Origin of the sequence: Paenibacillus pasadenensis DSM 19293, assembly GCF_000422485.1 — a bacterium.
GTDB lineage: Bacteria > Bacillota > Bacilli > Paenibacillales > Paenibacillaceae > Paenibacillus_O > Paenibacillus_O pasadenensis.
Genome location: NZ_KE383848.1, coordinates 166,613 through 192,018 on the forward strand (window position 1 = coordinate 166,613; position 25,406 = coordinate 192,018).

Genomic DNA, 25,406 nt, shown 5'->3' on the forward strand with positions numbered 1-25,406 from the left:
CTCCGATCGGGGTAAGTCTCTACCAAGAGACCCGACAAGGAGGCGTTTTTCATGGCGATTCGATATGTAGGGGTGTATGAGCGGGATGCGCAGGCCGAGCAAGCGCTCGGCGAGCTGCAGCGCGCGGGGTTCAGCCGGGACGAGCTGTCGGTGCTGACGCGAGACAGGGAGCGGTATGACGGCGTGCTGGACGAATCCGGAACGATGGCGCCCGAAGGCATCGCCGCAGGCGTGACGACCGGCGGCCTCGCCGGCGGCACGGTCGGCTTGCTGGCCGGCCTCGGGGCGCTGGCCATCCCGGGCATCGGCCCGATCATCGCGGCCGGTCCGATCGTCGCCGCTCTTGGAGGCGCGGCTGTCGGCGCGAGCACGCTCGGCATCGTCGGCGGGCTCGTCGGCATGGGCTTCGCGGAGAGCGAGGCCAAGCGCTACGAGAAAGAGGTGCAGGACGGACGCATCCTTGTCTTCGTCGAAGCGGCTCCGGAGGATGCGCGCGATGCGATCGGCATCCTGGGCGCTGCCGGCGCGCTGCGCACCGAGCGCGTCGACGACGAGCCGCGCGCCGGCGGCGATGTGACGCTGCTCTGATCGCCGGAGCGGAGGCGGCAGCGATCGCACGAAGCTGAACAGGGCTGTCCGAAGATCTCCATCCTGAGATCTTTGGACAGCCCTTTTTGCGAGCAGGATCGGGTAGGAAGACGAGATTACATGGCTTGCAGCCTCTCCGAGCCGGACGCTGCAGAAGGATTGCGTTCGCGCTCGAGCAGCTGCCGGACGCTGCCTCGACCTTCTCGCCTACGGCCGCCGCACAGAGCCGTCAGTCAGCTCTACGCCTTCGGCGCTTCCAGGTTGACGACATCCCCGCTGTAGGACACCGTCGCCTTGAGCAGCTCGGTGAACAGCGCGAGCGGCACGGTCAGCCGGCCTTTGCCGTCTACGACAGGGGCCGCCCCGAGCCGGACCGGAGCCGACTTGTCGACGCTGTAGCTGTCGAGTCCTTTGGATACGGCGGTCCACGTGTCGCCCTTGCTCAGCTCAAGCGTGCTCGTCGCGGCGGTCCACTTCGTCTTGTAGCCGAGCGCTTCGGCGACCTGGCGCGCCGGAATCATCGCGACGCCGTCCTTGCTTTGCGTCACGCCGATGCCTTCGAGAGGCTGGCCCTGCACCTGAACGGCGAGCACGGGCTCGGGCGAGCCGGCTTCCGGCAGCGCGATCGGGAATTCCGGAGCTCCGGTCGCATACGGCGCGATCTCGTAGGGCTGGAACACGACGCGCGCCTTGCCGCCCGAGATATAGAACGGCTGGTCCTCCTTCACGCCCGCGAATCCGTCCTCGAAGTACAGCTCGGGATGGGCCGCGATCTGGCGCTTGATTTCCTTGTCGACATGCTCGGCGTAGTCCTCTCCGTAAAGCGTCGCCAGCGTCATGTACGAAGCCTCGGCGCCGTTCGCGACGTTGTACGTATCGATGCGGCTGATGCCATGGGCGCCTCCGCTATAGATGTAGGTATTCAGCTTCAGGGAGAGGAAGCCCCCGTCCACGAGCGACTCGCTGCGGGCGGCGGAGAACTGCAGCTTGATCTCATGCTTATGGAATGGATAAGATTCCTTCTGCGACGACGCCCGATCCTCCTCCGCCTGCCTGGCCACCGCCTCGAGGTCTTTCAGCGCGGCGCTTTCGAGGATGCCGTTCAGCTGCTGCTGGAACTTGGCGTCCTTCAAGCCGCTCACGACCGGGATGTACAGGGAGGCCTCGTAGGCTTTCGTGCTGCGGACGATCTTCTTGACGGAAACGGCCGGGTGTACGGCTGTCTCGGCCGGCGCCGGCGTCGCGGCTGCGGCCGCGGCAGACGGGGCGTGGGAGCCGAGCGCCGCGCCTCCGAACAGGGCCGTTCCGGCCAGAGCGAGCATCAGCCTCCGGGCATGCTTTCCTTTTTGCGTACGAACGTTCATGATGCATTCCTCCTCCAACCGTGGTTGCCTTTTCTTCTCTTCTCTTATCCTAGACTGCTTCGGCCGCCATAAGGTTACAGAAGGGTAACGTTTTGTCGAACGCCGTCAGCGGGGATCGGTCGAGGCGCCGCTTGCGCCGCGCGGCGTTCGGTTCAGATGGGGCGCGGAAGGGTAAAGTAAGGCTGTATCTTAGGAACCTTCAGGCAAAGGAGAGAATCATCATGGCAAAGGTAGCTTTTTTGCTCGGACCCCAGTTCGAGGACAGCGAGATGCAGGCCCCTTATGAGGCGATCCGGGCGGAAGGTCACGAGACGGTAATCATCGGCCTCAAGGCCGGAGAGAAGCTTGAGGGCAAGCAGGGCAAGGCCAGCTATACGACGGAGCTTGGCATCGCCGACGCGAAGCCGGAGCAGTTCGACGCGGCGGTCATTCCCGGGGGCTCCTCTCCGGAAGCGCTCCGCAACGACCCGTCGATCCAGTCGTTCGTACAGCGGCTCGACGAGGAGAAGAAGACGATCGCGGCGATCTGCCACGGTCCGCAGATTCTCATCAGCGCCGGGCTGGCGAAAGGCCGGACGCTGACCTGCTATCCGCCGCTGCGGGACGATCTGGCGAATGCCGGCGCCCACTATGTCGATCAGGAGGTCGTCGTGGAAGGCAATTTCGTCAGCTCCCGCACGCCGGAGGACGAGCCGGCCTTCATCCGCGAGACGCTCAAAAGCATCGGCTCCCGCGTCAAGCAGTCGTCGCGCTGAGCACGCGCATTCCCGCCGCCGGACAAGCCGCTTCCTGCTGCTGTCCGGCGGTTTTTCGCGTTCATTTGCATGGAGGAGGCATTTTGGGTACGATGGAGAAAGCTGTAGAGGCGCGGCCGAAAAGCAAGGCTGGCGCGCCTATTTTCCAAAGGGAGTGCCGATGCCCGTATGAACCTGTCGATCCAGATCTCGCCGCTGTGGTCCTTGCTTATCCCGTTGCTCGGAGGGCTGGCGGTCATCATGGTGCGCGTCCGTTCCACCCGCAAGCCGACGACCTTGCGCAAGATCCTCATTCCGCCCCTCGGCATGGCGACCGGTTTTTTGATGTTCGTCGTTCCCGAGACGCATATACCGCTCCTCTGGGCGCTTTGCGCTTTCGCCGTCGGCGCTCTGCTGTTCTCCATCCCGCTTATCCTGACGTCCAAGATGGAGTTTGTCGGCGAAGATGTCTACTTGCGCCGCTCCAAGGCGTTTTTCTTTCTGATCCTTATTCTGCTGGCGATTCGTCTGGTGCTTCACGACGTCGTCGAGCAGTACGTTTCGGTGCTGCAGACCGCCTCGCTGTTCTTCCTGCTGGCGTTCGGCATGCTCGTGCCTTGGCGGCTCGCGATGGCGTACAAGTTCCGCCAGCTCCACCGGGATCGTGCCGGCGCTTCGCTGTCCTGACTGCGGCGGCGTCTGCTCCTGCGCAGGACGAGGCGGGCCCTGTCCGGTTCCTTCCGAGCCGATCGCCTGGGACTTGCCCGGGCAGGCCGGGCCGTGCTTTTCTGGATTTCAGAAAAGCACGGCTTTTTTCATCGGCGGACAGCGCCGCTCGGGACAGCCGGCAGCGGTTTGCCCTGGGCGATCCATGCGGCTTCGACATCCGGGGCGATGCGTTCGGGCTCGAAGCCGAGATCCTCGAGCATGTCGAGATCGCGGCTCCACTCCTGACCGGCCGTCGTCAAGTAGTCGCCGAGGAAGATCGAGTTGGCGGCGTATAGCGCCAGCGGCTGCAGCGAGCGGAGCGTCAGCTCGCGTCCTCCGGCGACGCGGATCTCCTTGTCCGGACAGACGAAGCGCAGCAGCGCCAGCAGGCGCAGCGCATCTGCGGGAGAGACGCGCTCGCTGCCGCCCATCGGCGTCCCTTCGACCGGATGGAGGAAGTTGACCGGAATCGAGTCCGCCCCAAGCTCTCGCAAGGCGAATGCCATCTCGATCCGATCGTCGATCGTCTCGCCGAGGCCGGCGATGATCCCGGAGCAGGGAGAGAGGCCCGCTTCCCGGACTCGGTCCAGCGTCTGCAGCCGGTCTTCATAGCTGTGCGTCGATACGACCTGGCCATGATGCGCGGCGCTCGTATTGAGGTTATGGTTGTAGCGCTGCACGCCCGCCTCGCGCAGCTCTGCGGCCTGCTCGGCCGTCAGCTGGCCGAGGCAGGCGCAGATCTTGAGCGGCAGCTCCGCCTGGATGGCCCGGACCGCCTCGGCTACCCGCGCCGTCTCCCGTCGGCTTGGGCCGCGGCCGGAGGCGACGATGCAAAACGTGCCGACGCCTTGGGCATACGCTTTGCGGGCGGCTTCCAGCATCGCCTCGGGGCGGAGCAGCGCATAGCTGGCGATGTCGGCGCTTGAGACGATCGACTGGGAGCAGTACCCGCAGTCCTCTGGACAAAGCCCGCTTTTTGCGTTCAGGATGCGGTTCAGCTTGACCTTCCGGCCGAAATGATGGCTGCGAACGCGGAAAGCGGCCTGGAGCAGCGGCAGCAGCTCCAGGCGGTCGGCTTCCAGGACAAGGCGCGCCTCCTCGCGCGAGGGCGGACTCCCGGCAAGCGCTTTGTCGGCGAGCTTTTCCCAGAGGGACGGGCCATCGGCAGCGGAAACGGGATGCGGCATGGGGAACCTCCTCTTTTGGTTAACCGATATTATATATTTTTTAGTTAACTAATAACAGCTATTGTAGCAGCAACTTCCATAACCTGTAAAGGCGTCGATTGACTTTAGGAGGCTTGAATGCTAAGCTGAAGTCAACGTGTTAGATTGTATGCAATGTATAGAGGGGGAGTCCATCCCATGACACCTTCACGTCCGCCGCGCCCGAGCGCCGATCAGCCAGGCGCGGCGGGCCGGGCCCCGAGCCCTTCCTCGGAAGGGCTTGGAACCGGCGCAGCAGCAGGAGCGCTCCCGCTGGATCTCCAGCTCTGCTTCGCCCTTTACGCCTGCTCCAAGGAAGTGACGAGGCTGTATCGTCCGCTCCTGCAGGAGCTGGGCATCACGTACACCCAATATGTGACGCTGCTGGCGTTGTGGGAGCAGGACGGGCTGCCGGTCAAAGGCCTGGGCAGCCGGCTTTATCTGGACTCCGGGACGCTCACGCCGCTGCTCAAGAAGCTGGAGGCGGCCGGGCTCGTGAATCGGATCCGGGACGGAGCGGACGAGAGGGTGCTGCGGGTGTACTTGACGGAGCAGGGACGGGCGCTGCAGATGCAGGCCGCGAACATCCCGCAGGAGCTGTGCCGCGTGCCCGGCATCGACCTGCAGGAGCTGGAGGAGCTGAGGGTTCGGCTGCAGTCGCTCCATGGACGGATTCATCATCAGGTTGAGGAGGAGAGTTCAGATGGCTATCGTCACGAACCATAAGCTTGAAACGCTCGGAGGAGAACCGGCGCAGCTGGCCGACTACGAGGGCAAGGTGCTGCTCGTCGTCAACACGGCCAGCAAATGCGGGCTGACGCCGCAGTACGAGGAGCTGCAGGCGCTGTACGAGAAGTACAAGGATCAAGGCTTGGTCGTCCTTGGCTTTCCAAGCAATCAGTTCGGCGCTCAGGAGCCGGGCTCCTCGGATGAGATCGAGGGCTTCTGCAAGGTGAACTACGGCGTCAGCTTTCCGCTGTTCGCCAAGACGGATGTCAACGGCGCGAACGCCCATCCGTTGTTCCGGCAGCTGACGGCGTCAGCTCCGTTCCAAGGCTTCGACGACTCCGACAAAGGCCGCCGCTTCGCCAGCATGTTCAGCCCGGAGCAGCTGGAGAGCGACGACGTGAAGTGGAACTTCACCAAGTTTCTGATCGCACGCGACGGCTCGATCGTCGGCCGCTTCGAGCCAAGCGTACAGCCGCTGGATATCGCCCCGGCTATCGAGAAGCTGCTTTAGGCGGACGAGCCGACGCTTTGCTTTCGAGGCTCCGCTCTGCGAATCGAGCCGCGGATGCCGGCACCGAGCCGCGGGCCGACTGGACCTTCGGGCGCGCTCAAGAGCAATCCGGACGTCCGGACGGACGGTCTTGCATCTCCCTGCCCCCTTATATCAGGGGGCTTTTTTGTGTACAATAGTAGGATATAGGTCATAGAAAGGTTGGGTGGTCGCATGGATCCGAAAAATCCTCCGATTTCTAATTTCATACGCGCAATCGTCGCTGACGACGTGGAGAGCGGCCGCACGCAGCAGGTCGCGACCCGATTTCCGCCGGAGCCGAACGGTTATCTGCATATCGGCCATGCCAAGTCCATCTGCCTGAACTTTGAGGTCGCCGATGAATTCAAGGGGCGCACGAATCTGCGATTCGACGATACGAACCCGGTCAAGGAAGACACGGAATATGTCGAGTCGATTCAGGAAGACGTCCGCTGGCTCGGCTTCGAGTGGGAGGAGCTTCGGTTCGCGTCCGACTACTTCGAGGAGTTCTACGAACGGGCGCTGCTGCTCATCCGCAAAGGGCTGGCCTATGTCGACGATTCGACGCCGGAAGAGATGCGGGAGCTGCGCGGCACGCTGACGCAGCCTGGGCGCAACAGCCCGTACCGCGATCGCAGCGTCGAGGAGAACCTGGACCTTTTCGGCCGCATGAGGGCAGGCGAATTCCCGAACGGAGCCCGCGTGCTGCGCGCCAAGATCGACATGAGCTCGCCGAACATCACGATGCGGGATCCGGTGCTGTACCGAATTTCCCACGCTCATCACCATCGGACCGGCGATGCCTGGTGCATCTATCCGATGTATGATTTCGCCCATCCGCTCAGCGATGCGATCGAGGGCATCACGCATTCCATCTGCACGCTCGAGTTCGAGGATCACCGTCCGCTGTACGACTGGGCGATCGAGCAGTGCGAGATGGAGTCGCGGCCGCGCCAGTACGAATTCGGCCGTCTCAATCTGACCAATACGGTCATGAGCAAGCGCAAGCTCAAGCAGCTGGTCGACGAAGGCATCGTCGACGGCTGGGACGATCCGCGCATGCCGACGATCAGCGCGCTGCGCCGCAAAGGCTTCACGCCGGAGGCGATCCGCACGTTCTGCCGCGAGATCGGCGTCGCCCGCGCTTACAGCATCGTCGACGAGCAGATGCTGGAGCATTTCATCCGCGAGGATCTGAAGCTCAAGGCTCCGCGCACGATGGCGGTCGTGCGGCCGCTGAAGGTCGTCATCACCAACTACCCGGAAGGGCAGGTCGAATGGCTCGAGGCGGAGAACAACAACGAGAACGAAGAGATGGGCACGCGCCAGATCCCGTTCTCGCGCGAGATCTACATCGAGCAGGACGACTTCATGGAGAACCCGCCGGCCAAGTACTTCCGCCTGTTCCCGGGCAATGAAGTCCGGCTCAAGCACGCCTACTTCATCAAGTGCGAGGAAGTCGTGAAAGATGAAGCCGGCGAAGTCGTCGAGCTGCGGTGCACCTACGATCCCGAGACGAAAAGCGGCACAGGCTTTACCGGCCGCAAGGTCAAGGGCACGCTTCATTGGGTCGAAGCTTCGAATGCCGTTTCGGCGGAGTTCCGTCATTTCGAGCCGCTCATCACGAGCGAGGCCGAGGAGGGCGACAAGACCTTCCTGGAGTGCATCAATCCGGATTCGCTGCAAGTGCTCGGAGGCTTTGTCGAGCCCGGCATGAAGGAAGCGGCAGCGGGAGACAAGTTCCAGTTCTTCCGTCACGGCTATTACAGCGTCGATCCGAAGCTGACGACTTCCGAGCGTCCCGTTTTCAATCGCGTCGTCTCGCTGAAAAGCTCGTTCAATCCGGCGCAAGCCTGATCTTTCCAACATGATGAAGAAGCCGTCCTTTCCCGCGATGAAGCTTGCGGCGATCGGGCGGCTTTTGGTTATTCGCGGCGGAAGCCTCTGCTCTCTAGAGCAGAGGCTTCCGTTTCTTCTCTCCATGAGAGGGTCTAGCTTTCTCCTCTGAACATGAAAAAAGCGGCCCCGAAGGGCCGCTTTTTGCTGGCATAAGGAAGGATTAGTTCGAGAGGCCAGCGATCGGCAGATAGCGTGCGATCATCGTTGCCGCTTCAGCACGGTTAGCAAAGGCGTTTCCTGCGATCGCAGTCGAGGATTGGCCGTTCACGATGCCGGCTTTCACAGCAGCGGCGACCTCAGCTTTTGCCCATCCGAGGATTGCCGTATCCTTGAATCCAGCCAGAGCTGCGTTTGCATCCGCATCCGACAGCTTGATGGATTTTCCGGCGTACTCCGTCGCGCGAACGACGATAGCGGCTACCTCTTTACGAGTGATTGGCGCGTTCGGGTTGAAGTTGCCTTTCTCGTCCCCAATGACCAGGCCGATTTCAGCAGCAGCAGCTACCGTACCGGCATACCATTTGGTGGAGATCACGTCGTTGAACTTGTAGGTCGACGACGTTACAGGCTGTACTCCCAGCGAACGGATGACCAGCGCTGCGAATTCCGCACGCGTGATGCCGCGTTTCGGCTCGAACAGGTTTTTGCCCGTGCCTTCAACGATCAGCTTCTCGGAGAGGGACTCGACAGCGTTCTTGGACCAGAACGGCAGCGCGTCATTGAAGCGAGCCGTCTTGCCTTGAATCACCGTGTAGATGGAGGAACCGTCACGCTTCAGCGTAGCGATCGTCTTGTCGTCTGCCTTGGCGAACGTGCTAGGCACGAAGCTCAGCTCTTTCGCGGTCGGGTTGAACAGGACGCCTGCAGCGCTTGGCGTAGCGGCCGAAGTCAGAGGAATCGTACGTTGTACGAGTTGTCCAAACTTCTCGATCGGAAGCTCCTTGCCGCCGCCGACAGCTACAACTTTGAAGTCGTAAGCGTCAGCCAGCTGCGTCGCGCCGACTGCTTTCACGGCATCGTTGACGGCTTTCGCCGCATCGCCTTCAAGCTTCTTCATTTCCACGCGGATGACCAGATCTTTCAGCTCGACCCCGAGGGATTTCGCCAGATCAGCCAGTTTCAGCGCAGCAAGCGGAAGCGTGATGGATACGCCGGCATCGTTGTAGATGGTCAGCGTCTTGCCGCTCAGCAGAGCGTCAGCAGGCAGATAAACCGTGTCCGTAGTCGTTTTGATACGGGCGTTTTCGTCTGCTGCCAGAGCTGCGATCAACCGGTCGCGGTTAACTTTACCGTCAGCACCGATGATGTCGCCCGTTGGAGGAGTGATGCCGCCGCCCCATCCGCTGCCACCGCTCATGATGTTGTCTACACGACCGTATACGACACCTCCAACAACGCTTTTGTCAGCGTATTGAAGGCTGTAGTAAGTCGAGTTTGCAACGGTAGAATCGATGGTGTAATGATAGCGACCATTGGTGTATGTACTGTACGTCGCATACACCGTGGTTCCAACCGTATCGTTCTCGCCGTAGACTTGAATCGCGATGCGGTTCAGCCCATCGACGTACACATCGCCGTTCACATAAGTATCACGGTCGACATACACGGTACCTGTTACGCGGTTGTCCTTAGCGGAAAGACCGGTAAAGTTAGAAGCCGCGAATGCTAGAATCGGAGACAGAGCGGATACCATCATCATGAAGACGAGCAAAGCCGCAGTCTTTTTTGTTACAAGCTTTTTCATAATTTTCATTTCACCTCCTTTCGAGAAAATAAATGGAAATCAAAAGGGCAGTAAGAATCCTTGTGATTCTGCGCTTGCAGATCACTGTTCTTGAAGCTATGCAACTCGTTTCCCTCCTTAATGCCTTTAGTAGAACTCTTTCTCGGGAGTCCTGCAGAGATAAAAGCTATTATAAGCAAGAATCCCGAGAAAGAAAAGGGTCTTTGTGGTAATTTTGTAAAACTATCGGGTATTCGGTAGTATCCTGTCGATGAGTGTTAAAATCAGGACGCTATGAGCTGATTAACCAGCTTTTCCTCGTTTGAATCCGCTTGAATCAATTTCTCTTTCAGAGCGTCATCCTTCTGTCCCAGCTTTTCCAAGGAAGCGATGTAATAGCGGACAGCAGAGCGCGAGGTTCCCGCAACCGTCTGAGCTTCTTGAGATTCATCGGCTGGGGTGAGAGCATCGCCGATAGACGGTTTCAATACTTCTACCGCTTCTGCAAAACGTCCGGAGTGGAAGTCGACTTGTCCCATCGCTTGGCGGATGGTCGTCGAGATGTCGAAGCGGCGGCCTTGCAGCTGCTCCGGCGGCAAATCCTTGAGCTTGTCGGTCCTCGATACGACTTCCTCGTAAAGCTCGGAGGCGCGACCCCAGCTCTGTTCGTAAGCAGGATCTTCATTGCCGTGTTCATTCAAGCCGAGATCGGCATACTGCTTGATTCCCATTTCGTAGAGCGTAATATCCCATGGGAACTTGACCAATCCGTCTTCGATGATCGCGATCGCTTCCTTTACGTTTCCGGCCAAAAGACGGTTGTTGTATTCAGCCTGTATGATTTGACGCTGGTACGGGTCATGAAGTTGCGCTTTTTGAAGATTTTTTTTAGCTTGGTCTAAATAGTCGGCATTTTGCGTCTGCTGATAGACTTGCGTCAGCCAATCGGCCTTGACCAAATAGTATTGGGTATTGGAGGGGGAAAGCGAGATCGCTTTGTCCAAAGCCGGAAAAATCTGGTCAATCGACGCTTGTTGCTGAGCAAGGGCGCGCGCCTTATCGAACTGGATATAGGAAGCATAGAACCGGTAGGCGAATACGCCGACAAGAATGGTCAAGGCAGCCAATACAGTCGGATAGAGTCGATTGAAGGCGGTCTTTTTCAAAGTGAGTTTAGGCAGGGACAACTCCTTGTCGTAGACGCCGATCATGCTGCCGAGAGAGAAGAAGACGATGGCTGCGATGGAAATATAGCTCATGTCGAAGTCGAAGAAGCTATGAAGCAGGATGGAAACGGTGAAAATATAGTAGATGAGCTGGCTGCCGCGCTTCTCCGGATGGCGGATCCAGCTGCGGACGAACAGGAAGTAAGCGAGCGCGAACACTGCGAGGTGAAGAAGCAAGCCGATCCAGCCTGTTTCGACGAGCAATTGAACGAGATAGCTGTGGGCCTGGTTGCTGGTATAAGGGTTCGACTGATATTGCTGGTAAAGGGCTTGCCAGCCGCCCCCTCCTGCTCCGAACAGCGGGTAATCGGCCGCGATGTCCAGGCCGTTTTCATAAAACGTCGCCCGCTCGAGCACGCTATGCTGCTTGAAGCTGATGTTTTCCAGACGGTTGGCCAGGTTGGAGGGGAGCAGGTCCCGCACGGCGGAACTGGACAGGACGAGCGCGGCTCCTATGACGGCTAGAACAATCATTGCGGCTGGAGCGGCGAGATAAGAGATCTTGCGCCTCGAAAATGATTCAAGGCTGCGTTCTAAAGCAGGCTCGATCCACCGATTGACTGCGAGCACAAGGAGCATGGCGACGAGAGAAGCGCCGAGGAGAGCGCCCCAGCCCGCCAGAGCTTCCGAGCTGAAGAGCGGCATCAGCTTTTCAGGTGGGATCTGAGATCCGCCTTCGTTGAAACGGAGCACTTGCTGAGCAATCGTGAAGGCTTTTGACTCGATGACGCTCAGTACGGCAAAGGAAACGCCGACGGTGATGAAAAGATGCAAGACGTAAACAAGCTGTTTGCTGACCTTGAGAAACGGCATCGTCAGCAGGACGGCTGCCGGAATGACGACCAGCGCGGCGCGCGAGTAGGTCAGCATGAACGACACGAATACCGGGACGAGCATGAACGCATGGATTCCGATCCAAAGGCGCTTTTTCGCATGAGTCGTGTAATAGGCTGCCGCCAGCAGGATGGCGATCAGCAAGGCGGCATATGTATTCGGGTACTGGAAGACAGAGGTCATCCGATACGTGCCGAGCTGGAACCAGAGCGCGTCGGGGTACCAATACTGGCCGAACAGGTTGAGGATGCCGAACCAGACGAGCACGTAGCTGGTCAGGATCAGAATGGTCTCGAGCGCAACTCTCGTAAAGCGGTTGTCGTTATAATAGAGACCGAAGACAAAGAAGGAAGCGAGCAGGCAGCTGACCATCATCATGATGTTGGCTGTATTGTCGGAGGCGGCTCCGATAGATGAGATGGCGAAGCTGAGCGGGAGCAGCCAGATGGCGATGGACAGGATCGCTTTCCAGCTGTTCATGGTCCAGACCTTGAATAGGTGCACGGACATGAGGAGCACGAAGCAGAGGGAGTAGATCGAGGCGCCGATCAGCTTCTTCTCGAAGTTGAAGTCATACCCGTTGAATAAGCCGGCTTTGAACGTATACATCAGGAAGAAAATGGCCGCCATGAGAATCGCTGCCCACTTTAGCAGGGATAAGTCAGATTCTTCCTTTTTGATGTACTTGGGTGGTGAAGGTTGTCGATTCATGGTAAACTCCTTTTTAGTCGCAGGTGATATGGATGGAGTCTATTTTAAGACATTTTGGTGCCAACCGCACTAGCCAATCTCTTGGGCAAATACAAGTAGTGAGGTAAAGGGATGCAACAATTACCAAGACTAGAGGAGAAGTTCCTTGCAATTTCTTTAATTTTCGGTATGCTTTTTATTTTTTTAACACCTCCATTTCAAGTGGCTGATGAAGATAGTCACTATAAAAAAGCTTTTCTAATTTCTGAATTTATATTGCTCCCTTCGGTGGTAGATGGGAATATCGGCAACTATTTACCTAAAGAGCTTGTGTTGCTTGAAGAAAGTTTTCGAAGGTTTATTGGTAACAAAGAAGAAAAATATAGTTATATTGATCAGTACAATGATCTGAACACACCCGCTGATTTTTCCGAAAAAGTTTTTCAGAGTTACAGTACGTCGCAAACAAGTCCACTTCTTTATCTTGGATCAGGTAGCGCAATTTTTTTAAGCAAACTATTTGTAAAACCTACTTCGTCAAATTCAGATAATTTCGCTACATATCTCTATGCCGGAAGAATAGGGAATCTACTATTATATACAACTCTAATTTACTTGGCGATAAAATATATCCCCTTCTATAAAAGAGTGATTGCTTTGCTGGGGCTTATGCCAATGAGTATGACTTTAGGGGCCTCTAATAGCTACGACGCTGTTGTTATAAGTGTCCTATTTCTAATTTTCTCTTTAATAATGCGGTACATATATTCATCGGATAAAAAAAATATTTCCAAGAGGGATGTTGTTCTATTATTCATTCTTTCTATTTTTTTGATTGAGCTTAAAACTGTCTATTATCCAATCTTACTGCTTATATTTCTTGTTCCTAAAGAAAAGTTCGTAGACTTTAAGAGATCGATTGCCATCTGCTTTGTTCTTGGCGGTGGAGTATTCTCTCACGTAATATGGATGGGAGTATTAAAGATTGTGTTGCGATCCGCAACTCCAGGTTCAGGACAAGCTCAAGAACAGATTTCGTATATATTGCATAATCCGCTTGACTTTGCAATGGTTTTAGTTAGAACGTTTACTGAGTTGAGAATGTTTTATGTCAACAGCTTTGTCGGTAATTTTGGATGGCTAGATACGAATCTGCCTAGTTTGGTGGTTATTGGTTTTTTGATTGTTCTTATCCTTGTGGCATATTCTGATGGTATACATGTACATTTGCCGTTGATGCATAAGGTAGTTTTTGTTGGAATATTTCTCATGGTGGTTTTAATGATAGAATCCTCGCTTTATATTACTTGGACATCACATCCAGATATCGGGGGTATAGGGCATCCTATAGTTTCTGGTGTGCAAGGGAGATACTTCATTCCCTGCATCCCTCTATTCTTGGTTCTGCTACACCGATCCAGAAAATCCGTCAAATTATTAGAAAGGAGAGCAATCTCTCTAGATTTCATAGTACCCCTATACTCAATCTCGGTGCTTGCAATAACTTTATTCACATTGCTCCTAAGGTTCTGGATTTAAAATGATAAGTTGAGGATGAGTTTAATGAATATTTTAAAAAAAAGAAGCCTCATTAATTTTATGAAGTATAGAAGTTTGATTTATTTATTGGTAGCTAAAGATTTGAAAGTGAAATATAAGCGTTCAGTGTTGGGGGTTCTATGGAGCTTATTAAATCCATTATTGACCATGCTTATTATAACAATAGTTTTCAGAGAACTTTTTCGCTTCAATATTGATAATTTTGCTGCCTATGTAATAAGTGGACAGGTTCTATTTTCATTTTTGTCCGAATCAACAGGTCTAGCAATGTCCTCTATTTATACATCTGGGCAGATAATTAAGAAAGTCTACATTCCTAAATATATTTTCCCTATAACCAAGACCACTTATTCCCTGGTCAATTTACTGTTTTCATTTTTGGCAGTATTGTTAGTTTGTGTTGTGACTAATGTGTCAATCAATTATACTATTATATTTAGTTTTGTGGCAATTATATATTTATATGTGTTCTGTCTTGGCCTTGGTATGTTATTGAGTAGCCTAGTTATTTTTTTTAGGGATATTGAACATTTTTATGGAGTCTTCCTCACTGCCTGGATGTACGCTACCCCCATTATTTATCCTATCAGTATCATGCCAGATCGTTTCATGTTCTTACTATATGCTAATCCACTTTACTACTACATAGAGTATTTTAGATTAGGATTGGTAAATGGGCAGGTACCTTCATGGGATTTAAATCTACACTGTATACTTTATTCTATTGGGACGTTAGCGTTGGGCGTGTATATATTCAACAAAAAACAGGATGAATTCATATTGCATATTTAATGCCTTCCTGGGGGAGCTATATAATGACAACCGAATCAATTCGAGTTGAAGATGTATCAATGTGTTTTCATATGACAACGGAAAAGATAAGTACAATGAAGGAATATATAATCAAAAAACTTAAAGGGCAAATATCTTATAAAGAGTTTTGGGCTTTGCGAAATGTTAGTTTTTCAATTCAAAAGGGTGATATCCTGGGTGTTTTAGGCTTGAATGGAGCAGGGAAAAGCACATTGCTTAAAATGGTAGCGGGAGTCCTGAAACCTACAAGTGGAAATATATATGTGAACGGAAGTATGGCCCCATTAATTGAATTGGGAGCTGGATTCGATACAGAATTAACTGCTCGGGAAAATATTTATTTGAATGGTTCTATTTTGGGGCATAGTAAGAAAATGATGAAAAAACATTTTGATGAGATTGTTGAATTCTCAGAGTTGCAAGATTTTTTGGATGTCCCGATAAAAAATTTCTCATCGGGAATGTATGCAAGGCTCGGCTTTTCAATTGCAACAATTACGAAACCTGAGATTTTAATCGTGGATGAAATACTATCAGTAGGTGACTTTAAATTTCAACAGAAATGCGAAAGTAAAATACAAGATATGATTAAAGAAGGGACAACAATTATGTTGGTTACTCATTCAATCGATCAAATTAGAGCGTTATGTAACAAGGCGATTGTACTTGAGAAGGGAAGTTTGATTCAATCCGGCACAGTAGATGCTGTTAGTGATTTTTACTATTCAAAATATACCTAGGTGAAGAATGAAAAGGAATATAGTAAGGAAAATTCGATGGTTTTATATAAGATTCGGCATCAAGATTACGAATTTAAAGGGTAACAAATGGTATGCTAAAAAGTTGTCTAATGAGCCGGACTTTTCAAAAGAAAGAATGAGTGAAGGAATCAAAATATCGATTCTTCTACCTGTATATAATACTCCTTCACAATATTTAATTGAATGCATTGAATCAGTGATGGGGCAGGAATACAGTAACTGGGAATTATGTATTGCTGATGATAATTCGAGTCAGCAGCATGTTAAAGAAATTCTTAGATATTACTCAAATAAAGATGATAGAGTTAAAGTGGAATTTAGAAATCGAAATGGGCACATTTGTGAATGTACCAATACGGCTTTTGCAATGGCTACGGGGGAGTATTGCGCTTTGCTCGACCATGACGATTTGCTCCATCCTTTTGCTTTATATGAAGTGGCTAGAGCAATTCACTCATATCCTGAAGCTGTTTTGTTTTATACTGATGAAGATAAATGGTTGGACGGGAAGCGAATCAAACCATTCTATAAAAAAAAGTGGGGATATAAACACCTTATTGGAATCAATTTCATTTGTCACCTAGCTGTTTATAGAACATCTGCAATACGTCAAGTTGAAGGTTTTCGAGTAGGGACAGAAGGAGCTCAAGATTGGGACTTGGCTCTGCGTGTAATGGAACTTGAAGAGCCAGTCGTTCATATACCAAAGATCCTATATCACTGGAGAATATCCGAGTTCTCTACTTCGGGTGGAGAAAAGGCAAAGGATTATATAAAAAATGCGCAATATAAAGTGATACACGATGCGATGGAACGCATAACCAAGAAAGGTGATTTTTAATATGAGACTAAATATTCTTCTGAAAAAAAGCTATGCAACACTGAAATACGAGGGGGTACCAAGTTTTTCTAAAAAGACAACTTCATACATAAAGAGAAATATACTAGGTAATAAAATAAAGCACAATCATTTCAAAGATATTCTTTTCATAAACGGATGCACCCTTCCGCATCCCTCGCGCTATAGAATTGACCATCAAATTGAACAACTTCATTTTAATAACTTTTCTGCGGATCAAGTGTACTATGAGAATTTGAAGCTTGAAGATGTTAAGTTTTACAGGGCTTTTGTATTCTTTAGATGTCCAGTGACAGATTTAATTGAGGATTTCATAAAAGAGGCTAAATACTATAATAAAAAATGCTTCTTTGATATTGATGATTTAGTAATAGATGAGGAGTATGTTTCAACTATAGCTCATCTGAAAACGATGAGACAGCAAGATTTGAAGCAGTATATGGATGGAGTCAATCGAATGAAGCGAACTATGCTTTTATGTGACTACATCCTAACTACGACTGAAGGAATGGCAAGAGAACTTAGAAAATTCAATCCACAAACATTTATTAACCGTAATGTAGCCTCTGAAAAAATGGTTGAGTTATCTTTAAAAGCTATTTCCCAAAAGAAACCTGACCCTCAAAAAGTAATTTTAGGATATTTCAGCGGAAGCATAACTCACAATGCTGATTTCAATATGATAAAAGATACTATCATAGATATAATGGTAGATGATCCCAATGTTTACTTGAAGGTAGTAGGCTTATTGGATATACCAGAGGAATTCAATGCAATTCGGGATCGGATTCTTGTAGAAAAATTTATGGACTGGACCAAGTTGCCGCAGCTTATTGCTTCAGTTGATATCAATCTAGCTCCTGTAGAGGATACCATATTTAATCAAGCTAAGTCCGAAAATAAATGGACTGAGGCTGCCCTCGTCAAAGTACCTACTGTGGCTAGTAAAGTCGGAGCATTTGAAGAGATAATCGAATCTGGGACGACGGGCATTCTTTGTTCAAATCAGGAAGAATGGAAGCAATCTTTACTTAAACTTATTCGGGATGATCTAATGCGGAAAGAGATTGGCGGAATGGCTTTTAAAAAAGCTGTGAATTCTCATACAACTGTTCAAACAGGATATAGTCTTGTTGAATATTTTCAAACGCAGTTGAACGAATCCATCTTATTTGTTTTACCCTCTACTCAAATAAGTGGCGGAGTGAATGTGGTTATTAAGCATTGTCACATTTTGAGGAATAATGGCATGGATGTAACTATTCTTTCCATGGGTGATTCGGAAGAGAATCTTGTAAACAAAGAAGGGTCTATAAATGTGATTTGTTGTCACAAAACACTAATACATGCTACATTCTCTAAAGCCGTTGCAACGCTATGGACAACATTAAGTTGGATAAATGGTTATTCAAAAATACTTCAGAAATACTATCTTGTCCAGAATTATGAAACTAATTTTTATGAGTACGGTAACGTGATGAAGATTTGGGCGAATTTAACCTATAATTCCCCTAATACTATATATATTACGATATCAAAATGGTGTAAGGATTGGTTAGAAAACCGTTTTAAGCAAACCGTAAAGTATGCTGCCAATGGAATTGATTTGAGTTTATTCAAAGAAACAGAGAGGGACTTTTCCGGGAAAGAAAAGATAAAAATTTTGATTGAGGGAAATAGCAGCGATTATTATAAGAATGTAGATGAAAGTTTCAGAATTTCCAATATGCTCGATAAAGGAAAATTTGAGATTTGGTACTTATCCTATAAGGGTGAACCGAAAGAATGGTACAAATATGATCGCTTCTTTCACCAAGTTCCTCATGAAAGAGTGAATGAAATTTATTCTCAATGCCATATTCTGCTGAAGTCCAGTCTATTAGAAAGTTTCTCATATCCTCCTCTTGAGATGATGGCGACAGGAGGATTTGCTGTGGTAGCACCGAACGAAGGAAACATAGAATATCTGATCGACGGGGAGAATTCTTTGCTTTATCGGCAGGGTGATATCGAGCATGGATTGGAAATGATCGAAAAGATTTGCAATGACTCAGAATTACGAAAAAAAATTATTGATAAATCAAGAATTACGGTGAAGGAACGAAGTTGGGGGTTATTAGAAAAGGACATAATGGATCTCTATCAAATTCGACAAAACGTATAGAGGATGAATGTTCAGATGAAAATTATGGGCAATATAGGGTATAAAATAGGGGTCATTTTACTTCTAAGTTGTGTTCTCTATATTTATATTGCAAACATTGGGGTTGTTAGATCTTATGTCGAACAACCGAAGGGTAATATGCCGGTTGGTGAAATTGTAAAAGGCATGCGAGTAGAACAAACTTTTTGGTCTGATAAATCTAATATCTCCGGTTTTTCGGTTAAGTTGGGGACATACGCTCGAATAAATCAATCTACTATAACATTTATCCTACAAGAGGATTCCGGAAAAGTGATTTATAAAAATACAGTTAAAGCAGATGGCCTATCTGACAACGCATATTACAAAGTGCGATTCCCTCCTGTTAAAAACTCGAAAAATAAGGAGTACCATTTGATATTAGAAACTAAAGATGCGAGTCCTGGGAATGCTATTACCGCCTACTCGAGCCAAGAGGATATTTATAAGGGTGGAATTTTGCTTATAGACGGAAAGAAAAGTTCTGCTGATCTAGTGTTTGAAATAGTTTTTAATGATACATTCTTGCAACGGAGTTTGTTTTTTTTATAGAGGGGAGCTCGACTAATGGCTAGAGTCCTTGCAATTGTTCCCGCATTTAATGAAGAGAAGAATCTAATTTCTCTTTATCGGAAGCTTAAAAGTGTAGAACTCGAGGATCATACCTTCGATATAATTATTATTAATGATTGCTCTACAGACAGGACGAAGGAAGTCTGTGATGTAAATGGAATCCCAGTTATTAATCTACCCTGCAATCTCGGCATTGGTGGGGCTGTTCAATCGGGATATAAGTATGCACTTAAAAATGATTATGACATTGCACTTCAAGTGGATGGAGATGGGCAGCATGACCCGTCTTATATAACCAAATTAATTGCTCCAATTATTAACGGGGAGTCGGATATGGTCATAGGATCTCGTTATATTCAAAAACGAGGGTTTCAGTCATCAAAGATGAGGAGGCTGGGGATAAGGTATTTTACGTTGCTTTTGCAAGCAACTACAGGGCAAAAAATAACGGATCCAACTTCTGGTTTTAGAGCTTGCAATAAAAAAATGATTCGAGAGTTTGCGCGGTATTATCCTGTGGATTATCCCGAGCCGGAATCTATTATGTTTTCTAAACGAAATCGCTTTGTTATCAAAGAAATCGCCGTAGAAATGAAGGCCCGAACAGAAGGTCATTCTTCAATTACTTCTTTAAAGTCGGTTTATTACATGAGCAAAGTTTCTCTCGCTATAATTATTGATAAAATGAGAAAAGAAATGGTTTAGGGGATGGGATATGATTCCTTTTAAGCTTCAAATCATTTTGATCGCAGGGTCTTTTCTTTTTCTTTTGTTTGTTATTAATATGATTAGACGTTATAAACTTGAATTACGTTACTCCATGCTTTGGCTGATCTTGGGGATCATATTTCTAATTCTCGCTCTTATTCCCTCTTCCTTCTCAACAATCTCGAAGGTCATGGGAATAGAACTTCCTGTAAATGCCCTTTTCCTTATTACTATTTTCGGTAATATGATTATCAACTCTTGTTATTTCTAAGCAAACAATAAAGCTGAAGGAAATATCTCAGGAGATAGGGATTTTTAGACATGAATATGAGCGATTGAAAGAAATTAAGGAAGAATGTGATGCAAAGCATGATCAAGGGGACTTGGGTTAGCTACTTTATTTTAATGCTCAATATCATTTTTCTTGTTATGGGCCAAATGTTGTTTAAGTTTGGTCTAAACAAGATAGGTGGCGTCTCAATATTAACCGCTTGGAAAGCAGTCTTTAATCCATTTATCTTTACTGGATTAATCCTTTATGTAATCGCGACTTTGCTTTGGTTTGTGGTGCTCTCTAGGCTACCCTTGGCAGTCGCCTATCCAATGCAAACCCTTGCATATGTGCTTGGAATTATTATGGCAGTGTTGCTATTTCATGAACAGGTATCTTTAATAAAATGGTTCGGAATGCTGGTGATAATTGTAGGAGTAGTGCTTATTGCATGGGAATAAAGCCATTTGGGAGGTACGCATGAAAGGTATTATATTAGCTGGAGGCACAGGCTCACGCCTCTATCCCCTCACCAAAGTCACCAACAAGCATTTGCTGCCCGTAGGCAAGTATCCAATGATCTTCCATTCCATCGCCAAGCTCAAGGAAGCCGATATCAAGGACATTCTCATCGTAACCGGCAAAGAGCATATGGGTGATGTGGTGAACTTACTAGGAAGTGGCCATGAATTTGGAGTTTCTCTCACCTACAAAGTTCAAGATCAAGCAGGGGGAATTGCTCAGGCGCTTGGATTAGCGGAGCACTTTGCAAACCGTGAGCAAATGGTCGTCATCCTAGGAGATAATGTTTTCTCCGACTCCATTGCCGAATATGCGAAAAATTTCCGCAAACAGAATAAAGGCGCTAAGATCCTCATCCAAGAAGTTCACGATCCGCAGCGCTACGGCGTGCCCGAACTTGATGGTGATCGGATTGTTTCCATCGAAGAAAAGCCGGCGCAGCCGAAGAGCAGCTATGCCGTTACAGGCATCTATATGTATGACAGCAAGGTGTTCGACATCATTAAAACTCTCCAGCCTTCCGGCCGAGGAGAGCTTGAGATTACGGATGTCAATAATGCCTATATCAAATCCAACTCTCTCTCATATGATATTTTAAGAGGATGGTGGACCGACGCGGGTACGCATGCCTCCTTGACCCATGCAAACGAACTGGCTAAAGATCTCGTTTTTGGGGAAGAGTTCGGCAAGCTCAAGCTTTAAGCAGTGAGAAGAAGAGAAAGGATGGTGTTTTCTTGAACGTTCACGAGACGAAGCTGCCAGGGTTGAAACTTATTGAGCCAGCCGTTCATGGAGATCACCGGGGCTTTTTTGTCGAAAGCTATAACGAAGCCCGGTTTCATCAAAATGGCATCAAGCATGGCTTCATTCAAGACAATCATTCCCTTTCCGTAGAGGCGGGTGTCCTCCGCGGTCTTCACTATCAGCTCAACCCCAAAGCCCAAACCAAACTCGTCCGCTGCACAGCCGGCGCGATCTACGATGTTGTGGTGGACATCCGCAAAGGTTCTCCTACTTTCGGCCAGTGGCAAGGATTTATCCTGAGCGCTACCAACCATCGTCAGCTGCTCGTGCCGAAGGGCTTCGCGCATGGCTTCTGCACCTTGGTGCCGAACTCCGAGGTTCAATACAAGGTGGATGAATTCTACTCGGCGGAACATGATCGGGGCATTGCGTGGAACGATCCTGCGTTCGGAATCGATTGGCCGGTTCGTAAGCCGGTGCTCTCTGATAAAGACGGGAAGCATCCAGTTCTAGCAGATGCCGATATCAATTTCACCTTTTGAAGGCTGATTCCAACGAGAAAGGAACGTTGCCACTGTGAAGCTGCTCGTTACCGGCGGAGCCGGATTCATCGGGAGCAATTTCGTGCTGTATATGGCCGAAAAGTACTCCGACTATGAAATCATCAATGTCGATGCTCTAACCTATGCAGGAAATTTGGAAAACCTCAAATCGGTGGAAGGCAATCCGAAGGTCCGATTTGTAAAAGCCGATATTACGAAGCGGGAAGACCTGGAGCCGCTGTTCCAATCTGGAGTAGATGTCGTGGCGAACTTCGCGGCGGAGTCCCATGTCGACCGCAGCATTCTTGAGCCGGATGTCTTCGTCAAGACGAATGTGCTCGGCACGCAGACGCTGCTGGAGCTGGCCAAGCAATACGGCGTGCAAAAGTTTGTGCAAGTCTCGACGGACGAGGTGTACGGCACGCTCGGAGAAACGGGCCTCTTTACCGAGGAGACGCCGCTCGCCGCCAACAGTCCGTACTCAGCCAGCAAGGCGGGAGCCGATCTTCTGGTGCGCGCTTACCACGAGACATTCGGGCTTCCGGTGAACATCACGCGCTGCTCGAATAACTACGGACCGTTCCAGTTCCCGGAGAAGCTGATTCCGCTCATGATTCAAAACGCGCTGCAAGACAAGCCGCTGCCCGTCTATGGCGACGGACTGAATGTGCGCGACTGGCTATATGTAGAGGATCATTGCAGCGCGATCGATCTCGTCATCCACAAAGGCGTCGACGGCGAGGTGTACAATGTCGGCGGACGGAACGAGCGGAACAACCTGCAGGTCGTGAAGACGATCCTTCAGGAGCTGGGCAAGCCGGAAAGCCTCATCCAGTTCGTCAAGGACCGTCCTGGACATGACCGGCGCTATGCGATCGACGCCGACAAGATCCGCAGCGAGCTTGGCTGGACGCCGAAGCATGACTATGAATCCGGCATCCGAGCGACGATCCGTTGGTATTTGGACAACGAGGAATGGATGAAAGGCGTGCTCAGCGGAGCTTACCAGCAGTATTACGACACGCAATATGGAGATCGGCTGCAGCAGCCGGATAACAAATCATGAGCGAATCGGCTATGAACATCCTGGTCACCGGCGCGAATGGGCAGCTGGGAAAAGAGCTTGCGCTCTGGCAACCGGAGGATGGGCTAAACATCGTCGGTCTTGGCCGCGACGAGCTCGATATTACTTCGCTGGAGCAATGCCGGAAGGCCATGGAAGAGCTCAAGCCGGACGTGGTCATCCACTGCGCCGCTTACACGGCTGTCGATCAGGCGGAGACGGATCGGGACGGCGCCTATCGGGTCAACGCGGCGGGGACTCGCAACGTCGCCTTGGCGGCGAGAGAGGCGGGAGCCAAGCTCATTTACGTCAGTACGGATTATGTGTTCGATGGTCAAGCAGAGCGTCCTTATGAAGAGTACGACCTGCCGAATCCCAAGACGGTGTACGGGAAATCAAAACTGGCCGGGGAGCAGCTGGTGCAGTCGCTGCATGACCGCTGGTTCATCGTCCGGACGTCGTGGGTATACGGCAAGCATGGCGCTAATTTCGTCAAGACGATGCTGAGGCTCGGGGCGGAAAAGGATCGCCTTTCCATCGTGAGCGATCAGTTCGGTTCGCCGACGTATACGAAGGATTTTGCCGCGCTCCTGCTGGAGCTGGCGCGCTCGGAAGCTTATGGCATCTACCATGCCTCCAATACGGGCAGCTGCTCCTGGCATGAGTTCGCACAGGCGATTTTCGAGGAAGCCGGTCTGAAGGCGCAAGCCGATCCGTGCACGACGGAGGAATTCCCGCGCCCAGCGCCAAGGCCGAAGTTCTCCATCATGGATCATGGGGCGATACGCGTCAACGGCTTCAACGAACTGCCGGAGTGGCGGGAGGCGTTGGTTCGTTTTCTGCAGGAATTAAAAGCGTAGAAACAAAAAGAGAGGCTCCGGGACTACGTCCTGGGCCTCTCTTTTTGCTTGAATTGCAGGAGCATCAAAGCTGCGAGTCCGAGCAGCAGCGCCAGGTTTGCCGCGCTGAGAGCAACCGCGAGCGCATGCTCCCAGCCGACAAGCGAGCCACTGCCGAAGCCCCCGCTAAAGGCGCTGCCAGGAGAATCGTCTCGCCAACCGCCTGCCGAGGCATCTCGCCAAGGCTGGCCGCTCTCGGCAGCTGCACGCCCACGGCCGTCGAAGCCGCCATTGCCGAAGCCCTCGCTCCCATCAAAGCCGCTGCGACCGAGGCCGCCGCTGCCGTCAGAGCCGCCATGGCTTCTTTCGGCAAAGCCACGGCTCGTCGCGCTGCGGCCGCCCAGCCATTTCCCGCCCATCCCGCCGTTCAGCACCATCCAGATGTTGAGCGCGGTAGAGAGGGTGAACCAGCCGGCGGCAAAAGACCAAAGGCGGCGCGGCGTCCAGCGACGTAGAGGATGGGGTGAGCCGGTGCCGGCGGCTGGTTCCGGGACAAGGACAATCCTCGGACTGGCCGTTGTGTCGAAAGCGGACGTTGTCTCGCGTCCCATCAAAAATGGAACCAGCACCAGGAACAGCATCGCCGGAACACCGTACCGCTCGTGGATCTCGGTCGGGAGCATGAAGAAGGCCAGGTTGATGAAGGCGGAGGCCATCAGCAGGTGAACGGTGCGAAGCTGCTTCAGCAGCAGGACGTAGGCGGCGACGAAGGCGCAGGCCAGGCCGAGCAGGAGGAAGCCGAACGTCTTGTAGCTCATCCCGGCCGCCAAGGTGGTCGTGTCGTTCAAGGACGGATCTGTAAACAGGTGGTACCACAGGTTGAAGGCGTTCAGCGACAGCTGCGGGTACATGTCGGTCGCGCTCAAGTAGGCGGCCTGGACCATGTCGTCCAGCGTGCCGTTGGCGCTGAAACAGGCGGCTGTCAGCGCAAGCGGAGCCAGAAAGCCTGCCGCAAGCAGCAGCGGATGGGCAAAGTCCCGCCGCAGCATCCGGCGCAGCGCATACGCTCCGATAACAGGCGCGATGACGATCGCCTGGAACTTGCTGAGCAGAGCGATGCCGAGAAGCGCTCCCGCCAGAAACGGCTGGCCGACGAGCGCGAGCACGCCCAGCGCCATGAGCAGGCTATGGAAGACGTCAATTTGACCCCAGATCGCCCCGTCGGCGAGCAGCGCCGGATTCAGCGCCAGCGCTCCAAGCAGGAGCAGCTGCGAGCGCCGGGATAGCCGGCGGCGCAGGACGAGGGGCAGGATCGCCATGGCGAGCAGATCGAACAGGATCGGAAGCGCTTTGGAGGTCAGATGGGCCGTCTTGATCTCCAGCCCAAGGGCATTCAGCACATGGCCATAGCCCTCCAGGATCGCGATGAAAACGGGAGGGTAATTCTGCATGTCCGCATGCACGTAGGAAAGGCGGACGCCATGCTCCATCGCGCCTTGCATCCAGCGGATGAAGTACATTTGGTCGCCGACATAGCCGTTTGTATAGAGGCCGAGGAGCAAGCGAGCGGCAAGTCCGGCCAGGAACAGCCCGGCGGCCCATAGGCCGAAGGTCCGTGCGGACATCGGCTCGGCTAGAGAAGCGGCAGAGGAGGAAGAGGACAAGGGCGGGGGCCCTCCTTTCGGCAGGAAGTGGAGATGTCCAAGAATCCGGCTTATATGTCGGCATCCGGAATTC

The 25,406-nt window shown here is 51.5% G+C and carries 24 protein-coding genes; 19 read left to right on the plus strand and 5 right to left on the minus strand.

Translation table 11 applies throughout. From position 1 onward, the window contains the following. The first annotated feature begins 51 nt into the window (after window positions 1-51). The gene (locus H582_RS27545; RefSeq protein WP_127464410.1) at window positions 52-588 is read left to right on the plus strand and encodes a general stress protein; all 537 of its coding nucleotides are present in this window, start codon (window positions 52-54) and stop codon (window positions 586-588) included. Window positions 589-827: 239 nt separating this feature from the next. Here the strand turns inward: H582_RS27545 and H582_RS27550 are convergent, their stop codons facing one another. Beyond that, entirely contained in the window at window positions 828-1,952 is a 1,125-nt protein-coding gene (locus H582_RS27550; protein WP_052333236.1) for a PdaC/SigV domain-containing protein, read from the minus strand. A 221-nt stretch (window positions 1,953-2,173) separates the two neighbouring features. Here H582_RS27550 and H582_RS0113375 point away from each other — a divergent pair, with 221 nt between their 5' ends. Both H582_RS0113375 and H582_RS0113380 read left to right on the plus strand, forming a co-directional pair. After that, window positions 2,174-2,707 (plus strand): type 1 glutamine amidotransferase domain-containing protein, encoded by a 534-nt coding sequence (locus H582_RS0113375; RefSeq protein ID WP_028598913.1) that lies wholly within the window; start codon window positions 2,174-2,176, stop codon window positions 2,705-2,707. Between the two features lie 168 nt (window positions 2,708-2,875). Continuing rightward, window positions 2,876-3,373: a CcdC family protein gene (locus tag H582_RS0113380; protein WP_028598914.1), complete on the plus strand. Its 498-nt coding sequence runs from the start codon at window positions 2,876-2,878 to the stop codon at window positions 3,371-3,373. 128 nt (window positions 3,374-3,501) lie between these two features. On the opposite strand, the gene bioB is transcribed toward H582_RS0113380, so the two are convergent. After that, on the minus strand, window positions 3,502-4,581 hold the full coding sequence (gene bioB, locus H582_RS27555; RefSeq protein WP_052333237.1) for a biotin synthase BioB: 1,080 nt from the start codon (window positions 4,579-4,581) through the stop codon (window positions 3,502-3,504). A gap of 177 nt (window positions 4,582-4,758) precedes the next feature. On the opposite strand from bioB, the gene H582_RS0113390 reads away from it, so the two are divergent. From H582_RS0113390 to H582_RS0113400, 3 genes are all read left to right on the plus strand, one after another. Beyond that, on the plus strand, window positions 4,759-5,325 hold the full coding sequence (locus H582_RS0113390) for a MarR family winged helix-turn-helix transcriptional regulator (RefSeq protein WP_084137247.1): 567 nt from the start codon (window positions 4,759-4,761) through the stop codon (window positions 5,323-5,325). Further along, window positions 5,303-5,839 carry a glutathione peroxidase gene (locus H582_RS0113395; RefSeq protein ID WP_028598916.1) on the plus strand — a complete coding sequence of 179 codons (537 nt, stop codon included), beginning with the start codon at window positions 5,303-5,305 and terminating at the stop codon, window positions 5,837-5,839. Before H582_RS0113390 ends, H582_RS0113395 begins: the two co-directional genes overlap by 23 nt. A gap of 213 nt (window positions 5,840-6,052) precedes the next feature. Continuing rightward, window positions 6,053-7,717 carry a glutamine--tRNA ligase/YqeY domain fusion protein gene (locus H582_RS0113400; RefSeq protein WP_028598917.1) on the plus strand — a complete coding sequence of 555 codons (1,665 nt, stop codon included), beginning with the start codon at window positions 6,053-6,055 and terminating at the stop codon, window positions 7,715-7,717. A gap of 202 nt (window positions 7,718-7,919) precedes the next feature. Here H582_RS0113400 and H582_RS0113405 read toward each other — a convergent pair whose 3' ends face one another. Further along, window positions 7,920-9,512, minus strand: coding sequence for an S-layer homology domain-containing protein (locus H582_RS0113405; protein ID WP_052333238.1), 1,593 nt, complete (start codon window positions 9,510-9,512; stop codon window positions 7,920-7,922). A 254-nt stretch (window positions 9,513-9,766) separates the two neighbouring features. After that, on the minus strand, window positions 9,767-12,253 hold the full coding sequence (locus H582_RS0113410; protein ID WP_028598919.1) for an O-antigen ligase family protein: 2,487 nt from the start codon (window positions 12,251-12,253) through the stop codon (window positions 9,767-9,769). A 111-nt stretch (window positions 12,254-12,364) separates the two neighbouring features. Here H582_RS0113410 and H582_RS31005 point away from each other — a divergent pair, with 111 nt between their 5' ends. The 13 genes from H582_RS31005 to rfbD all read left to right on the plus strand — a co-directional run bounded on the left by H582_RS31005 (window position 12,365) and on the right by rfbD (window position 23,690). Continuing rightward, the gene (locus H582_RS31005; protein ID WP_084137249.1) at window positions 12,365-13,771 is read left to right on the plus strand and encodes a DUF2142 domain-containing protein; all 1,407 of its coding nucleotides are present in this window, start codon (window positions 12,365-12,367) and stop codon (window positions 13,769-13,771) included. Between the two features lie 60 nt (window positions 13,772-13,831). Next, entirely contained in the window at window positions 13,832-14,584 is a 753-nt protein-coding gene (locus tag H582_RS31010) for an ABC transporter permease (protein WP_240479021.1), read from the plus strand. 23 nt (window positions 14,585-14,607) lie between these two features. Beyond that, window positions 14,608-15,345, plus strand: coding sequence for an ABC transporter ATP-binding protein (locus H582_RS31015; protein ID WP_084137253.1), 738 nt, complete (start codon window positions 14,608-14,610; stop codon window positions 15,343-15,345). A 7-nt stretch (window positions 15,346-15,352) separates the two neighbouring features. Further along, window positions 15,353-16,207 (plus strand): glycosyltransferase family 2 protein, encoded by an 855-nt coding sequence (locus H582_RS31020; RefSeq protein ID WP_084137255.1) that lies wholly within the window; start codon window positions 15,353-15,355, stop codon window positions 16,205-16,207. Between the two features lies 1 nt (window position 16,208). Then, a complete protein-coding gene (locus tag H582_RS31025) occupies window positions 16,209-18,389 on the plus strand; it encodes a glycosyltransferase (protein ID WP_084137257.1) in 2,181 nt (726 codons plus the stop codon). Between the two features lie 15 nt (window positions 18,390-18,404). Beyond that, on the plus strand, window positions 18,405-18,959 hold the full coding sequence (locus H582_RS31940; RefSeq protein ID WP_127464409.1) for a hypothetical protein: 555 nt from the start codon (window positions 18,405-18,407) through the stop codon (window positions 18,957-18,959). Between the two features lie 15 nt (window positions 18,960-18,974). After that, window positions 18,975-19,685, plus strand: a complete 711-nt coding sequence (locus H582_RS31030; protein WP_084137259.1) for a glycosyltransferase family 2 protein — start codon at window positions 18,975-18,977, stop codon at window positions 19,683-19,685. A gap of 79 nt (window positions 19,686-19,764) precedes the next feature. Continuing rightward, on the plus strand, window positions 19,765-19,959 hold the full coding sequence (locus H582_RS32890) for a DUF2304 family protein (protein ID WP_240479022.1): 195 nt from the start codon (window positions 19,765-19,767) through the stop codon (window positions 19,957-19,959). Between the two features lie 89 nt (window positions 19,960-20,048). Beyond that, window positions 20,049-20,420 (plus strand): EamA family transporter, encoded by a 372-nt coding sequence (locus tag H582_RS0113435; protein WP_307719976.1) that lies wholly within the window; start codon window positions 20,049-20,051, stop codon window positions 20,418-20,420. A gap of 19 nt (window positions 20,421-20,439) precedes the next feature. Next, window positions 20,440-21,183: a sugar phosphate nucleotidyltransferase gene (locus H582_RS0113440; RefSeq protein ID WP_028598922.1), complete on the plus strand. Its 744-nt coding sequence runs from the start codon at window positions 20,440-20,442 to the stop codon at window positions 21,181-21,183. Window positions 21,184-21,215: 32 nt separating this feature from the next. After that, window positions 21,216-21,767 (plus strand): dTDP-4-dehydrorhamnose 3,5-epimerase, encoded by a 552-nt coding sequence (rfbC, locus tag H582_RS31035; protein ID WP_028598923.1) that lies wholly within the window; start codon window positions 21,216-21,218, stop codon window positions 21,765-21,767. A gap of 34 nt (window positions 21,768-21,801) precedes the next feature. Further along, on the plus strand, window positions 21,802-22,833 hold the full coding sequence (gene rfbB, locus H582_RS0113450; RefSeq protein ID WP_028598924.1) for a dTDP-glucose 4,6-dehydratase: 1,032 nt from the start codon (window positions 21,802-21,804) through the stop codon (window positions 22,831-22,833). A gap of 11 nt (window positions 22,834-22,844) precedes the next feature. Beyond that, window positions 22,845-23,690 (plus strand): dTDP-4-dehydrorhamnose reductase, encoded by an 846-nt coding sequence (gene rfbD / locus H582_RS0113455; RefSeq protein ID WP_028598925.1) that lies wholly within the window; start codon window positions 22,845-22,847, stop codon window positions 23,688-23,690. A gap of 23 nt (window positions 23,691-23,713) precedes the next feature. Here rfbD and H582_RS30140 read toward each other — a convergent pair whose 3' ends face one another. Then, a complete protein-coding gene (locus H582_RS30140; RefSeq protein ID WP_052333240.1) occupies window positions 23,714-25,333 on the minus strand; it encodes a hypothetical protein in 1,620 nt (539 codons plus the stop codon). Window positions 25,334-25,406 lie beyond the last annotated feature (73 nt).